This is a genomic window from Bradyrhizobium sp. 155 (assembly GCF_023101105.1).
Lineage (GTDB): Bacteria > Pseudomonadota > Alphaproteobacteria > Rhizobiales > Xanthobacteraceae > Bradyrhizobium > Bradyrhizobium canariense_D.
The window spans coordinates 12,764-26,789 of sequence record NZ_CP064705.1; the positions used below are offsets into that span (position 1 = coordinate 12,764).

Sequence of the window (14,026 nt, forward strand, 5' to 3'; positions counted from 1 at the left end):
ATCATAGATAATACTGGCGATTATCTATGATCGTTGACCTTCGCTTGATGCTAATCCACACCGCCTGCGAACGCACCCGTTTTTTCGGTAGATAATCTATGATGACCGACAGCGAGAGTACGACCGTTGCCTGGCGCATTGCCGAGTCAATCGGAGAGCGCATCATCAGCGGCGCCATCCAGCCAGATGCCCCGCTGCGGCAGGATCATGTCGCGCGGGAGTTCAACTCGAGCCACGTCCCGGTACGCGAGGCTTTTCGGCAATTGGAGGCGCAACATCTTGTCGTCGCTGTGCCCCGTCGCGGCGTTCGGGTTGCCCCGCTTGATACCAATTCAGTGAAAGAGATCGCCGAGATGCGTGCCGCGCTCGAAGTGGTCGCATTGCGCAATGCGGCGCCAAAGTTCACATCCACCCATTTGGCACGAATTGAGCTTGCCCTGATTGAAGGAGACAATGCCCAGACGATTCAGGATTTTGAGATGGCCAACCGCGCCTTTCACCAGGCGCTGGTGGCGCCGTGCGCGATGCCGCGCCTGCTCGCCAGTCTCGACGGACTACAGCTTGCAAATTCGCGATTGGTGTTCGCGATGGCGCGCAATGCTGGGGGGCGACCGCGATCCAATCAGGATCACCGCCTGATTCTGCAGGCACTGCGAGCGCGCAACGTCGATCAAGCCTGCAACCTGCTCTCACGCCACATTCAAACGATTGAGCGCCTTGCCCTTCCCGCGTCCTGACCAGAATGAGATTGGCGGGCTCCGCTTCAGACCGCAGGCCATCGCAAGAGTGTCAAACCCTGTCTGTTTGCCGCGCGAGGCGGCATGTGGCGCTAGCGTTGCAGCGGGCTCGATTCCAAGATAGCTATGCGATCTGCTCGCGATTTTAACCTATGGCCATCCATGATCCGTCACATCGTCTTGTTTACCGCCAAAGATAAGGCCCATATCGACCAAATGATCGAAGGCCTATCGCTTCTCACCACGATCTCGCATGCCCGGCGGCTCGAGATTGCTCGCAATCGCAAGGCCGACCAGTTCGGCAACGATATCGACGTCGTGGTCTATGGTGAGTTCGACAACGAGACGGAACTCGCAGCCTACAAAGCGCATGACCTCTACCAGGAATCGATCAGGCGAGCACGACCGCTGCGCGAGCTGCGCCTCGCGGCCGACTATGACTTATCAACAGATGCGCGTTTCGTCTCAGCGGCAGGCGTAGTCCAACTTAGTCCGCGCATCGCATCCACCGACGGGGCTTAGCCTGACACTCAATCTCGAGAGCTTGCGGCGCTCCGACCAGCGTCGCTCTCGTTGTGGTCGGGATCATATTCGAAGCGTGTCTCACAGCACGCCAGTCGCCGGTGACTCATAGCCGATGCACGTCCGTGAACTACAGTGGATTGAGCCTATCACAGCGGTGCAATGTCTCGCGCATCGACCGCACCTCTCGTTTCTCGATAGCGCAGCAACGCATGAGTTGCTCGGGCGTTACTCATATGTGACCTGCGATCCATTCAGCACCTACATAGTCGCGGGGGGACGGGCGAGTTGCAACGGCGAAGATATCGATGGCGATCCATGGGAAGTTCTTCGCACTCTTCTCGCCAACTATCCGCAAGAGCATCGTCCCGATCTCCCGCCATTTCAGGCAGGCGCGGCTGGCTTCTTCGCTTACGATTTGAACAGGACGCTGGAGCGATTGCCGGCGCCGGCAATTCCCGGTCAGCGTTTACCCCATTCCATTCTGCATCTTTACGACGTGGTCGTCAGCTACGACCACCGGAACAACAGATGCTGGATCGTCTCGACCGGATGGCCGGAGCAGGATCCCGCACGTCGCGGCGAGCGCGCACGTCGTCGAGCCGATGAGTTCGCAGCCCTGCTTGCCAACCCAAAGTCGCCGCGGATCGTGCTCCCCGGCACAGCGGGTGCATGGAATTCAAACTTCAGCCGAGAAGCATACATTGCGGCGGTACAGCGCGTCATCGCCTTGATTCTGGCCGGAGACCTCTTCCAAGCCAACATTGCGCAGCGCTTCACGGCCAGGCTGTCGACTATATTCGATCCGCTCACCTTCTATCGTCAACTGCGGTCATTGAACCCGGCGCCCTTTGGGGCCCTCCTGCGGTACGGAAAGCTGACCATCGCATCGAGCTCGCCTGAGCGATTCCTGAAGCTCGACGGAACAAAGGTCGAAACACGACCGATCAAAGGCACGATCGCGCGTTCGGCTGATTCCAACGAAGACCAGCGCCGCGCTAACGTGCTCGTTGCGTCCGAAAAGGATCGAGCCGAGAACATTATGATCGTCGACCTCCTGCGCAACGATCTATCACGTGTTTGCACTCCACATTCAGTCGACGTTCCAGCCCTGTGCGATCTCGAGTCCTATGCCTCAGTGCATCACCTCGTCTCCATCGTTACGGGTACACTTGCGGGAGACGAAGATGCGGTTACGCTACTGCGAGCTTGCTTTCCTGGTGGCTCCATTACGGGGGCGCCCAAGGTGCGAGCGATGCAGATAATTACTGAAATCGAGCGTGTGGCGCGCGAGGTCTATTGCGGGGCGATCGGTTTCATCGGCTTCAACGGGCAGATGGATACGAATATCGCGATCCGCACTGTAACGATCGACGACGATATGGCTGTATTTCATGCAGGTAGCGGTATAACGGCGATGTCGGACCCGGCGGCAGAATACGAGGAGACGCTTGCCAAGGCGCAGCGAATCTTTGACGCATTTGGTGCTGAAACATCCGGTGCGCTTTGATTGTCATCATCGACAACTACGACTCCTTCGTCTTCAACATTGCCCGCTATTTCCAGGAGCTTGGTGAAGGAACGGAAGTATTCCGGAACGACGTGGTCAGCGTCAGCGACCTCATTGACCTCAAGCCGTGCGCAGTGGTCATCTCCCCCGGTCCGTGCACTCCAATTGAGGCCGGAGTATCTACGGCCGTCGTCCGTGAACTTTCGGGTCGCGTTCCAATTCTCGGCATCTGCCTGGGACACCAGTGTATTGGGAGCGTATTCGGCGGAAGGGTGGCGCGTGCACGTCGCCCTATGCACGGTCGGTCCTCGTATGTAACGCATGACGGCCGAGGGCTATTCAGGGAGCTGCCGTCGCCACTTTGCGTTGGTCGCTACCATTCTCTTGTTGTTGAGCTCGATGAGTCATGCGCACCGAATCTTACGGTGAGAGCGCGTTCCGACGAGGGCGAGATCATGGCCCTCGCACATCGCTATCAACCAACTTTTGGTGTGCAGTTCCACCCGGAATCGATACTTACCCAAGACGGGCACGTGGTGCTTAAAAACTTCTTGCGACTCGCAGAGACTTATCGCTCGCAGCAGGATAAGACAACAACGTGAGGTACGTGGGTTGGAGTGGGGCTGCTATCTCGCGAAGCCAACTATTACCCGGCGGCCAGTGCGAGGGCGCTCCGCAGCCCGGAAGGTGGGTGCCGCGCTGCGGAGAACAGCGCGCTACTACGTTCGTTTCCGCCGGCCGGCGGGGGGCGCTCAGCGACTCATGGGGCTGGGCTTCGTGCCTCTGCGCTATTTACAACGTTGCGTAGAACAATTTCAGACAGCTGCACAACCAACTGTTTGAGACGCGTAATCTCTTGCTTGCAGCGTTCAAGCTCGCACTGTTCGTCGGTCATGAGCGACATTTCGCGGCGATGTCTATTTGCTGTAACATGATTCATCTAGATGCACCGGAGTTGACGCTGGTCGTCGAGCATGCCCCAAGAGATCGTATGCATTTTCGCAATGAGTGGCGAGCTCACGCCTAAATCCTGCGTTTGACTGCTATCTTCAGGGATTTCATCGCCTCCATCAGAAGCGGCGGGAGACCGATCGATCTGCAACCAACTTGTTCGGTAGTCGCGGTCTGACCGTGCCCCGCGGATTTAATCCAGTTTGAAGTTCGTACTGGCCCACGACACGGACTGGAGCATGAAGCGCAGCCGCTTTTCGGAACAGCGGATCATAGGGATCTGAAGGAGCATGAGACGGGCGTATCGGGGGAGAGCTCATAGGCAGCTTGGCGCCGCTACGGGGCAGATACGGTCGAGCAATACGTTGTCGATGAGGTGCGTCGAGCCGATGTAGGCTGCCGCGCACAAGGTGGCAGGCCGATGTAGCGGGCTCTCAACTGGCTCGAGCGTATCGGCGTCGAAAAGCTCGAGATATTGCAGGCGGTCGACGGTCTCCAGATATTGCTCGGCGATAACCAGCAGCTCTTTCCCGTCGCGCTCTCCTGCCTGAAACTCAGCGCGCGCCGCGAAGAGGCCACCTCTGATGGCGCCGGCGCGCCGACGTTCTTCCTGGATGAGATACCGGTTGCGACTGCTCATCGCGAGTCCCGTCGGTTTTGCGGATTGTGGGGACCGTGACGATCTCAATTGTGTTTCATTAGTTATTCGTCACCCGCCCTGATGCCGTAGTTGCTTTCCCGTCATGTTCCGAAACATTTCGACGTTGCGCAGCGTGTAGATCAGAATGGCATAGGATTCGTTTTTGGCCTTCTGTTTGCTGCGTGTCGGCAGATTCATGCTCGTCTCCAGCGTCGAAGGCGGCGTTCAACATAGACGACAGGGTCGGCGGTGGACAACCGACGACCCGATCTGCCTTGTTCTGACCCATAATTCCTCCGGGATCCTCTTTCACAACGAGATCCTCTTTCACACAACCCTGAAGAGATCGTGCGCGACCCGCTCCGAGGCCGTACCTCGGATGCGTGTCTTGGCCTCCGCACTGCCGGCGCGCAGCTTGCCACCGACGGCGAGATCGGCAAGTCCGCGAACCGAGAAGGATGTCGCGCCACAGCGGCGGCCGAGCGACTTGATCGACGTCGTCGGCCACCGGATCCACCAATACTCGAGGCAGGCGGGCCTCCTGTCGATATCAGCTGCCACGTACACTTTGCCCGAGAGGTTCACCTCCCAATAGACGTCGACGCTCTGCGACGGTTCGACCCAGACCGTGACCACATCGCTTGCCCGCGATCCAGTCAGCGGCAACATCAAGAGCACGACCAGGCCAAGGATGCTTCGCTTCATAGATTCCACTCCTGTCTCAAGGCGATGCGAGGGGCTGATGGCCCCTCGAACGCGCGGTCGTTAGAGGTCCCGCGGAGGGCGCGGTCTGAAAATCAGCGACCGTCCTTCGGATTTGACATCGAAGAACCGGTCGGATCCCGCGCCGGTGAACACCCGGGATCGCCGGTCGAACGTTGTGACGTCGATGTGGACCGACCGCAGGTTGGGCGGCAGTTCGAAAGTCTCGTCGCGATTCAGGCTGATCGAGCAATCGACCCAGGCGTCGTGGGTGCCTAGCGAATTGTCGCGGTTATCGACCCGAGCGAACATTGTGAGCCCATTCTCGGTAATCGACGCGTCTTCAATACCTTCGCAGCGGCCGTGATCGCCACCGCCAGGCAGCAGATGGATGTCCTCGCGCCGCGTAAGGTCGAGACGCCAACCGAGGGCGGCATCGGGTGCTGCAACGGCCCGCGGGACCCGCGAATTCCGTCTGCGGAACTGGCCCAGATTGATGGTACGCGTGTCGGTCATCTCGTTCTTGAGGACGAGTTCGACCTCCGCATAAAAGTCGAATGCCTTCTCTGCGACGTCGCGACAGTCATGATTTCCTCGATGCCCAGAAATTCGAAGCCGAGCTGGCCCTCGGCGCCTACATTGAGATCAGGCTCGCGGCTTCGTCCCATATATCGACGAGAGTCTGCAGAGCGGCCGCGGCGCAATACAGATTGCAGTTTTCTTCGGCGGCCAGGGTCTCCTTCTCATGGGCCGTGAGCGCTTCCCGAATGTAGACGAGGTACAAATCGCCAATCAGAGAAGCATTCGTGGTGAAGCGGAACTGGAGCTCTTCGGCCGCGTCGTTCTTGTCGAATGTGGAAGGATCGAACTCCGAAATGTTCGCGCGTGCTCGCTCCTCCTGCTCCCGAAGCTGCCGCATCAAGGGCATGATGCGACGCGGGTACGAATGAAGGGGCACTTCGTCGTGAAGGGTATAGGCCGTCACGAATGCATCCCATTCGAGCTTTGGTGAGAGCCGGATTCCCTCGCGGCGAAGACGCTCGATCTTGTCCTGAAAGTTCGTGATATCTCGACCCGAAGCTCGTGGAGCCGACTGTAGGGATCCCGCTTGCCTGCCCGAAATAGCCTTCCGTGTCGGCGTACATCGTTCTACCTCCGTGTTCTGCCCGCGGCAGTTTGGCTGGGCTCGCGGAGGCCAATCGGGGTTTTCGCGCGAAAATCCCAAAGTGAGTGTTCCGGTGGGATCGACGGCCGGGAACCGACATGTGGGGGCTTCAGAGCCGGCTCACCATGGCGTTCGAGAAATGGAGCTACGTTGTCGCGTCCTTGGTTGTCCTACTTGTTTGATATATTATTATTATCATGCCCGCCGTGACGATAAGAATAGTTATCGAGCTTGAAACTGGAGGCATGACCGTGATATATATTCTTATCGAAACGATCCTTTGATTAGGATTATATATCATGTCGTATCCGAGCGAAGAGCTTGTCCGGACTGTCCAGGCGAAACGCACGCAAGAGCGCATAAGCCAGCGTGCGTTGGCGGTCCGATCGGGTCTGACCCAGGCGCACATCTCCCAGATAGAGACCGGCCGGGTCGAACCGGGCCTGTCCAGCTTCATCCAGATGGTCCGGGCACTCGACCTCGAGGTCGTACTCGTGCCCAAGAAGCTGCTTCCCGCGGTGGAGGGCATCCTGCGCTCAAACCTCAACGAATTCTCCCTTGAGGAAGGACCCTCAAACCTCTTCGTGAAGGCCGAACGCATCGTTTCCGGACAAAGGAAGCGCCACGGTAGCTCCGCTGCGCTCGACCGCATCGCCGAATACTTGCGCTTTCTGAAGCAGGTCCATCTTTCGAAAACTGACCTGAACCTTGTCCAAGACGTCGTCGATACACTGCGAGGCTATCGCGCCGAACCTATCCCCAACCCAGTGCTGGAAAATTCGGCAGGCGTGTTGCAAGGTCTACGCAACCGGATCGCGCATCCCGTAGAAGCCCCCCGCCCGGCCTACGCTCTCGACGAAGAGGATGACGATGCCTGACGTATCGGTCCTGGACGTACGCCTGCACGACAACCCGATCGCGACCCTCACGCTCATACAGGGCGACCGGTCGCTGCTCGCCTTCAACCAGAGCTACATCGACGACGCCGCACGCCCAACATTGAGCCTGTCCTTCAAGGACACGTTCGGAAATCTGCTCACCTCATTCAAACCGTATCAGCAGGTCGTTCCGCCCTTCTTCTCCAATCTTCTGCCGGAGGGACCGCTGCGTCGCTACCTCGCGGAACGCGCGGGCGTGAAGGAAAAGCGCGAATTCTTTCTTCTCTGGATGCTGGGCCGGGACCTCCCGGGCGCCCTGTCAGTCCATCCGGCGGAAGGAGAAGCGTTGCCTTCCCAAGTCGAGGAGGATCTCACACCGGACGAGCGGCAGAACTTGCTGCGCTTCTCGCTCGCGGGCGTGCAGCTGAAGTTCTCGGCGCTCAAGAACGATCCCAAAAACGCCGGTCTGACCATTCCCGTCGAGGGCGTCGGCGGTTCGTGGATAGTCAAGCTTCCGTCCCATCAGTACCCTGGCGTGCCGGAAAACGAATTCTCCATGATGACCCTGGCGAAGGAGATGGGCATGGAAGTGCCCGAGCTCCAACTGATCGACGTCGAGTCGATCAAGGGGCTTCCGGAAGGAATCGGCGAGCTGAAGGGACGTGCGCTCGCCGTCAAGCGGTTCGACCGCTCCGCCGACGGACCGGTCCACATGGAGGACTTCGCGCAGGTATTCGGCGTGTTTCCGGACGAGAAGTACGACAAGGCCAACTACCGGAGCATCGCGCGCGTTCTCGGCATCGAGACCGGCGAAGCCGGCGTCGCCGAGTTTGTCCGACGCCTCGTGTTCAGCACGCTGATCGGCAACGCCGACATGCATCTGAAGAATTGGTCGTTGATCTACCCCGACCGCCGCACGCCCGTCCTGTCCCCCGCCTACGATTTGCTATCTACGATACCCTACATCGCGGACGACAAGATGGCGCTGAACTACTCGCGCACGAAGAAGATGACCGAGTTCTCCAAGGACGAGCTCACGCATCTGGCGGCGAAGGCGAAGATCTCGGAAAAGCTGGCCGTCGACACGGCCGCGGAAATCGTCCAGCGCTTCAAGAAGATATGGTCGGAACGCAAGGGCGATCTCCCGCTGGAAAAGAAAGTCGTCGAAGTCGTCGACGCACATGCCGCTTCGATCCCGATCTACAGCGAGCTCTGAGCCGTGGCTTACTTAGCCGGATCGAAGGGCGGCAGCGCTGACATACAACCCCACGCTGGTCATCGCTGTCTCTCCCGTTCAATCGGATGGGCCCACGCCACGCCTTCAGGATCGTTTTCGGCAAGCCATGCGCTTGCGGCCTCCTAGGTGGCAAAGACCTTTATCCAATCCACATCGCCCGCGCGCTTATGACCATGCTCGTATATCCAGACAGACTCTTGTCATTGTTGAGCGCCGCCTCGTTGACCTTCTCACGGTCAAACCGATCCTCAGGCGGAAGGTCCATGACAGCGTGGTACGATTCAGCCGGGCTCGTGCGCCGATCACCCGGAGGCTTTCCCGCCCATTCTCTCCATTGGTCGAACGCATCAGTCATCCCAAAACTTTCCTCAATCCCTTGAAGAGCAGATGCCGCACTTTCCTTCGGCGCTCTTGGTCCTGTACTCGATCTGCGCCAGCAATTGCGGTTCACCCCAAATGCCTCGATGCGCGATGCGCTTCGTGTAGGGTTGTGTCTTGCGCATCAGCGGGTTGAGTTTCTTCTGAAGCTCCTTCGCGTCGGCTGGCGAAAAGCCGTGATCAACTTTGCCCGCGTAGATCAGCTCCTCGCCCTTGCGGCGACCAAGGTAGAGGCCATCCCATTCTTGTGGTTAATCAGATAGCCCTCCCGCTTGAGCAGAGCATGCAGCCGCCGATAACCGAAGCGGCGATGCTCCTGGGCGATCGCCCGCATGCGCTGGCGAAGGCTGGTATCGTCAGCCCGGGTGTTTGGTATCTCACGGTGATGCGGCAACAGCCGATGGCTTTACACGCCTGCCGTTGGCTCATCCCGAATGCCTCTCGCAAATGGACGACAGGTACCGCTTCCCCGCGGGCGTTGCGCGCCGTTTACGGAGTCGAGATCAATCCAGTAGCTGTCGCTACAATCCACCGGCTGCCCCAACGCACGATCGAATCGATTCGCCCGATGCCGGGAACTGTATGGCCGCGCATTGCCATCCGAACCCCATCGGGCCCTCCGAGAACCGCCGTTCCGCCGCGAACTGCAAGAACGGTCCAACCCTCAATGGTTGCTGGTCTTGTCTCCGGGGCAGGCATGAGAGGCCCGCTGGGCGCTATCGAGCCGGTCGCCGTCATATCTGCTTCGATGCCCTGAGGAACGGTGCTCGATACGTCCACGGATTGATGAGCCCTGTCGGACCATGTGGCTGTAGGTTCGGCGGAAATGCTCGCTCCATCTGCGGAGAATTGACTTACGCCTGGCGGTGTTCGCAAACCCAAAGTCGATACCGTCTTTCGCGGGCCTCCGGTCCTGCGGCCTGACTTCGTTTCGGCGTTTCGACGCGAAGGCGTTTCTGTCTGAGTGGTTGAATTGAGCGACGCGAAAGTTATAGGACCGTACCGACCAAAACCGGCAGCCCATCCCAACGCAAAACCAGCGATCACCGCGCCTGCGACCAGCCAATTGGTGCGCTTTCGATCGCCGTCTGCTTTCAATAATGCAAGAACCTCTTCTCGGCTGGCACTCGAGAAATCCCGCGCGCTCAGCGTCACACGCGCCATTGGGTCTTCGCTGGCTTCAGCGACCCTCGCCTCGATCTCTTCCAAGGTATTCGCCTGGCGCAATCGCATGATCGCATCCCTTGTCGCTCCCCAATGATCATGCTGCAAACTGAATCAATCATTAACGGCGAATGAGCCGCCAGATCAATATTGATTAGAACCATTGCGCAGCGGGCGACTAGAGGTGGGGTCATGAATCGCACGGCGCCGATAAGTTCAGCTTTCTTAACAGGGGATCCAGCCCGTCCGAACGGCACCGCTTAGCCTCAGCCTGCTTTAGAGGCTGATCAGCCGCGCCCTTTCTTGGTCCTTTCGCGGTGTCGGCTCTTTTGTTTGCGGCCCTGGCGTTCAGGTCATGGGGATCGTGCCAATGACGAGGCGTAAAGTCGCGACGCGGTGGAAGAGCGACTTGCTTTGGTGCGGATGGCGGTAAATCAGCTTGCTCTTCTTCGCCAGGCTGGACGTACGCAACATCCGCGCGCTCACCGGCAGCTGGCATATCCACTTTGATTGTGAATGGCAGGCGATCAGCCTTGTTACCGGCTACTATTGGCATGACCACATCGGCCGCGGGCGGCGGCCCGGATTTCTTCGCGGCTGCAGCAATAGCGCCCAGTCCAACTAGGCAAGCCACTCCAAGCACGACGATTCTAATCACGTGGCGGCTCCCCGTGCAGAGCGGCCCAACGGTCATGATCAGTTGGTCCAAAATGAGGCTGCTCGCTTGGTGTGGTTAACCCACGCAGCGTTAAGCTGAAACATGGGCTCCTGGGTTGGAGCAGTAGCTGAGTAAGCTTCGAGCGAGAAAAAGCAACGGGCCGAGTTCTTCGATGTTTCGTCCGAGCGTTGGCAAGCCAAGGTCAGCGGAGCTGTCACTCTTGATCATAAATCTGCTAAGGCCTCCAATCGTTAGAATGCGGCAGCGGCAGGCTAACTTTCAGTTGACTTGCTTCACCGCTGGCACACGATGGTCGCTCACCAAAAGGAGGAGATCATGCTCAGTCGCTTGCTCGCTTCGGCTTTCGTCCTGGCAGGTGCCAACACAGCCATTGCCGATGATATGAAAATGCCGATTAACTCTGGTGAGCTTAAATGGGAGGCAGCACCACCCACCTTGCCGAAGGGGGCCGACATCGCGGTACTCTCGGGCGACCCGTCCAAAGAAGGGCTGTTCGTTCTCCGCCTAAGAATGCCAAGCGGTTATAAAATTCCCGCCCATAATCATCCAACAGATGAAGGTGCTACCGTCATATCGGGCAACTTTCACATCGGAATGGGCGACAAACTCGATGAGAAGAAAGCGATCGAGCTAACAGCGGGCGGATACGCCGAAGCGCCTGCCAAAATGAACCACTATGGTTGGACAAGTAGTCCTTCCGTTGTTCAAATTCATGGCCAAGGGCCACTCGGGATAACTTACGTCAATCCCGCAGACGATCCGAGTAAGAAGTAGCGAAGCAAACGAATCGTCTCTGTGTCGCAAGGCAAAAGAAAAGCCCGGACGGTGGTCCGGGCACATTTGTGTTAGTCGTTGTCGTGATGAATGACGGTTTTCTCTCGGCTGCCGTCCTCATTCTCTTTCTTAATGACCGTCGTCCTGTCACTTTCCGTGTGCTCAGGCTCCCTGATGACCGTTGTGCGGTCCCGATCAACGGGCCGGCGCTCGTGAGACTCTCCGACTGTGACGCCTCCGCCGACCGGACCGGCCTGAACGCCGACACCGACTTCATCCGCGATTGCGGGTGTCGCGATTGCACTCACGATCGCCGCAGCAAACAAGTACTTGCGCATCCTATTCTCCTTCACTTCGTGAGTTGGAGAATGTCTGCGTGCGACAGTTCGTTCCAGAACAAGGGGTGTCAAGCTGCTCATTGTTTACGCAAGTTCCCGTTCCGGGTGAGGCCTTGGATTGGGCGGAACGATTGAGGTTTATCAAACCGCAGGTCTCTTCCGAGCATTGGTTGCGCCGTCTCTCGGAGTGGCTGAGTGGCATCGGATCTGAAGTTCTGGATGGGCGGGGCAGCATCGCGATGATGGCCGCCGTCGCCGACTTTCGCAACGCATGGACGGATGCCAACGAAGCAGGCTCACGGGGCACGCGTTTCGTCGCTAAGCGGATCGCCAAAAGGGCCTCCGGGTCGGGCCGAAGCTGCTGGCCGAGGTCGAGTACCGCGCGAAGTGGGCGGAGAAGAAGGTCCGGCCACCCGATCTTCAAGGTCTGCGGGAAGATTTGTGATGGGTGCCTGGGATCGCCGCAGGAAGCAAGCCGACTCAGCGCTCGTTGCGCATGTAGGGGCTACGCTCGCTGATCTCCCGGAGAGCGGGATCGTCATATAGATCGACGCCTGCGGGTGCCCCTTGCTTGCCAAACGCATCGAAGCCGGCGCGCTGCTCCCGAATGGCGAGCATGGAGAAGAACACAATCACCACCCCAGCGACGGCGATCAACATCGACCAGCTGCGCTTCATGTGCGCCTCCGTCGGGCGAGAGCTCGCCTACGATACCGTACCGGTGGTCCGTTTGCGATGCTCGTTTACGCTAAGGCCTATCGTCGGATCGGGTTGCTCCAAGAACCGCGTGCTGCGCCGCAAACGCAGGCCCCTCGGCTGCGCCGTGGGCAGCGGTCGAACTCCTGCGTTCCTGTTTTAATCTTGCTTTTTGAAACGAAGCGACAAGCACGGCCGTTTACGGTGCGTAAAATGAAGAAGGAGGAGGAAGACAATGAATACCACGCCTGTGAGACTTCTTATTGCAACAAGCGCCGCTGCCGGTCTCCTGGCCCTCTCCGCCGCGAGCGCCTCGGCCGCCATCGCATGCCAGGGGGATTTTTGCTGGCGCATTCATTTGCGCTATCCCTACCCGCCGTCCCCGACCATCGTCATCCATCCTGATTATTGGAGGCCGCCGACTGCAACCATCGTTATTCACGAGCGCTGGCGTCCGGTCGAGCGCTTCACCCGAGAGTACATCGTTCGGGACTACGGCGGCTTCGACGATCCAGAATGGTAGTCAGGTCGCACATGGAAATGCGATGGCCCCAGCACGCAAACACTGAGGCCGGTTTAATGATGGGCGACGGAACAGCTTCCGCATTCGCGGCCGATCCGAGTTCCCGACTTGTGCCGCTCCCTCGGGCGGGAGCAAAACCTCCCCGACGGTTGGCGAACTCGGCTGCAGCACTGGTTTTCAATTCGGACCCGGATCTCGTTTCAGGCCCACAATGAATCCATGGCGCCGCCAGAGTTGAGCCGCATGGCAGCCTAAGTGGCCGCGAAGGGTGGTCCCGGTGAGGGGCGCAACACCGGGAGTTTTCGATGTCCGGTTATTTGCGATTTTGCTTCGCCGGTTTGGTTCTTGTTGGAGGTCTTGCGGCGACACCTGCGGTCTCCGACCCTTTTGCCGACTTGTTCAATGGCGCTCCGCGCGAGCCCGCAGCAACCTCTTTGGCGCAAGCGCAATGCTTGCCGCGACCCGGCAACACGACCGCGGACGGGGCGCATTGGGTCTATCGGTTCGACGGTCACCGTAAATGCTGGTTCCTGACCGAGGGTATGGCGAAGGTGAAGAAGACAGTTCGTCATCGCGGTGCCGAAGATCGCACCGCCAGTTTGGACGAGAACGGGAGTGCGCGGCCCAGGAAGAGCGCGGTGGTTGATGCGCGCGCGGAGTTGCTGCGCTCCGCACGGGCCGAGCCCTCCCAGCCGCCTGCAGCCGAAATCAAGGTGGCTGATGCCGCTTCCGTGCTCGATATGGGCACCACCATGACCTCAGCGGTACCCACCGATCTTCACAGCCGGCCGCCTACGCCTGAGTACTCCGTGCCCGGCCAAGTTGACGTTGAGCAGCTCCTCGCGCCCGCCGGCTCACCTCCAGCTATGCCAATGGGCGCGCGCGTTGCAGAGGCGCACGACGAGGCACGCAGCTGGACGGCAACTTGGTCAGGTGTGCTGCTGATGATGCTTGGTGGCTTCTCAATCCTAACCTCGAACCGCACGCTTCGGCACGCAGTGAGATTACGCCAGTGAGGTAGCGCAATAGCCTAGGCACGTACGCGCGCCGCTGCGCGATCGATGAATTTCAAGTATAGCCGAATTGCCACACGTACAAAGGTTCCGCCCGCCCACACTTAGTTTGCCCGCCG

17 protein-coding genes and 2 pseudogenes are annotated in these 14,026 nt (G+C 59.0%); 10 read left to right on the plus strand and 9 right to left on the minus strand.

What is annotated here, in order from left to right:
- Positions 1–98 precede the first annotated feature (98 nt).
- The 4 genes from IVA93_RS37405 to IVA93_RS37420 all read left to right on the plus strand — a co-directional run bounded on the left by IVA93_RS37405 (position 99) and on the right by IVA93_RS37420 (position 3,371).
- On the plus strand, positions 99–737 hold the full coding sequence (locus tag IVA93_RS37405; RefSeq protein ID WP_247300099.1) for a GntR family transcriptional regulator: 639 nt from the start codon (positions 99–101) through the stop codon (positions 735–737).
- Positions 738–899: 162 nt separating this feature from the next.
- The gene (locus IVA93_RS37410; protein WP_247300097.1) at positions 900–1,259 is read left to right on the plus strand and encodes a Dabb family protein; all 360 of its coding nucleotides are present in this window, start codon (positions 900–902) and stop codon (positions 1,257–1,259) included.
- Positions 1,260–1,374: 115 nt separating this feature from the next.
- Positions 1,375–2,769, plus strand: a complete 1,395-nt coding sequence (pabB, locus tag IVA93_RS37415) for an aminodeoxychorismate synthase component I (RefSeq protein ID WP_247300095.1) — start codon at positions 1,375–1,377, stop codon at positions 2,767–2,769.
- A complete protein-coding gene (locus IVA93_RS37420) occupies positions 2,766–3,371 on the plus strand; it encodes an anthranilate synthase component II (RefSeq protein WP_247300093.1) in 606 nt (201 codons plus the stop codon). The genes pabB and IVA93_RS37420 overlap by 4 nt, the downstream gene beginning before the upstream one ends.
- Positions 3,372–4,036: 665 nt before the next feature.
- Here IVA93_RS37420 and IVA93_RS37425 read toward each other — a convergent pair.
- From IVA93_RS37425 to IVA93_RS37440, 5 genes and pseudogenes are all read right to left on the minus strand, one after another.
- A pseudogene (locus IVA93_RS37425) lies at positions 4,037–4,409 on the minus strand (pantoate--beta-alanine ligase); the annotation flags it as partial.
- Between the two features lie 20 nt (positions 4,410–4,429).
- Positions 4,430–4,558, minus strand: coding sequence for a hypothetical protein (locus IVA93_RS40835; protein ID WP_256464727.1), 129 nt, complete (start codon positions 4,556–4,558; stop codon positions 4,430–4,432).
- Between the two features lie 129 nt (positions 4,559–4,687).
- Complete coding sequence (locus tag IVA93_RS37430; RefSeq protein WP_247790003.1) at positions 4,688–5,065, minus strand: hypothetical protein; 378 nt, start codon at positions 5,063–5,065, stop codon at positions 4,688–4,690.
- A 60-nt stretch (positions 5,066–5,125) separates the two neighbouring features.
- Complete coding sequence (locus IVA93_RS37435) at positions 5,126–5,578, minus strand: hypothetical protein (protein WP_247790004.1); 453 nt, start codon at positions 5,576–5,578, stop codon at positions 5,126–5,128.
- Between the two features lie 118 nt (positions 5,579–5,696).
- Positions 5,697–6,047 carry a hypothetical protein gene (locus IVA93_RS37440; RefSeq protein ID WP_247790005.1) on the minus strand — a complete coding sequence of 117 codons (351 nt, stop codon included), beginning with the start codon at positions 6,045–6,047 and terminating at the stop codon, positions 5,697–5,699.
- Positions 6,048–6,526: 479 nt separating this feature from the next.
- Between IVA93_RS37440 and IVA93_RS37445 the strand changes: the two genes are divergently transcribed.
- Together IVA93_RS37445 and IVA93_RS37450 are read left to right on the plus strand one after the other, a co-directional pair.
- Positions 6,527–7,105 carry a helix-turn-helix domain-containing protein gene (locus IVA93_RS37445; protein ID WP_018457436.1) on the plus strand — a complete coding sequence of 193 codons (579 nt, stop codon included), beginning with the start codon at positions 6,527–6,529 and terminating at the stop codon, positions 7,103–7,105.
- Entirely contained in the window at positions 7,098–8,321 is a 1,224-nt protein-coding gene (locus IVA93_RS37450; protein WP_247300086.1) for a type II toxin-antitoxin system HipA family toxin, read from the plus strand. The genes IVA93_RS37445 and IVA93_RS37450 overlap by 8 nt, the downstream gene beginning before the upstream one ends.
- Positions 8,322–8,710: 389 nt before the next feature.
- Here IVA93_RS37450 and IVA93_RS37455 read toward each other — a convergent pair whose 3' ends face one another.
- Both IVA93_RS37455 and IVA93_RS37460 read right to left on the minus strand, forming a co-directional pair.
- Complete coding sequence (locus tag IVA93_RS37455; protein WP_524536886.1) at positions 8,711–8,923, minus strand: ATP dependent DNA ligase; 213 nt, start codon at positions 8,921–8,923, stop codon at positions 8,711–8,713.
- A gap of 41 nt (positions 8,924–8,964) precedes the next feature.
- Positions 8,965–9,217: pseudogene (locus tag IVA93_RS37460) on the minus strand (IS3 family transposase); the annotation flags it as partial.
- Between the two features lie 1,106 nt (positions 9,218–10,323).
- Here IVA93_RS37460 and IVA93_RS37465 point away from each other — a divergent pair.
- Both IVA93_RS37465 and IVA93_RS37470 read left to right on the plus strand, forming a co-directional pair.
- Positions 10,324–10,509 (plus strand): hypothetical protein, encoded by a 186-nt coding sequence (locus IVA93_RS37465; protein ID WP_247300085.1) that lies wholly within the window; start codon positions 10,324–10,326, stop codon positions 10,507–10,509.
- 369 nt (positions 10,510–10,878) lie between these two features.
- Positions 10,879–11,337: a cupin domain-containing protein gene (locus tag IVA93_RS37470; protein ID WP_247300084.1), complete on the plus strand. Its 459-nt coding sequence runs from the start codon at positions 10,879–10,881 to the stop codon at positions 11,335–11,337.
- A gap of 71 nt (positions 11,338–11,408) precedes the next feature.
- On the opposite strand, the gene IVA93_RS37475 is transcribed toward IVA93_RS37470, so the two are convergent.
- Both IVA93_RS37475 and IVA93_RS37485 read right to left on the minus strand, forming a co-directional pair.
- On the minus strand, positions 11,409–11,675 hold the full coding sequence (locus IVA93_RS37475) for a hypothetical protein (RefSeq protein ID WP_247368664.1): 267 nt from the start codon (positions 11,673–11,675) through the stop codon (positions 11,409–11,411).
- A 480-nt stretch (positions 11,676–12,155) separates the two neighbouring features.
- Positions 12,156–12,353: a hypothetical protein gene (locus IVA93_RS37485; RefSeq protein ID WP_247300081.1), complete on the minus strand. Its 198-nt coding sequence runs from the start codon at positions 12,351–12,353 to the stop codon at positions 12,156–12,158.
- Positions 12,354–12,606: 253 nt separating this feature from the next.
- Here IVA93_RS37485 and IVA93_RS37490 point away from each other — a divergent pair, with 253 nt between their 5' ends.
- Together IVA93_RS37490 and IVA93_RS37495 are read left to right on the plus strand one after the other, a co-directional pair.
- On the plus strand, positions 12,607–12,894 hold the full coding sequence (locus IVA93_RS37490; RefSeq protein WP_247368662.1) for a hypothetical protein: 288 nt from the start codon (positions 12,607–12,609) through the stop codon (positions 12,892–12,894).
- Positions 12,895–13,199: 305 nt separating this feature from the next.
- Entirely contained in the window at positions 13,200–13,910 is a 711-nt protein-coding gene (locus IVA93_RS37495; protein WP_247479292.1) for a hypothetical protein, read from the plus strand.
- Positions 13,911–14,026: the final 116 nt, after the last annotated feature.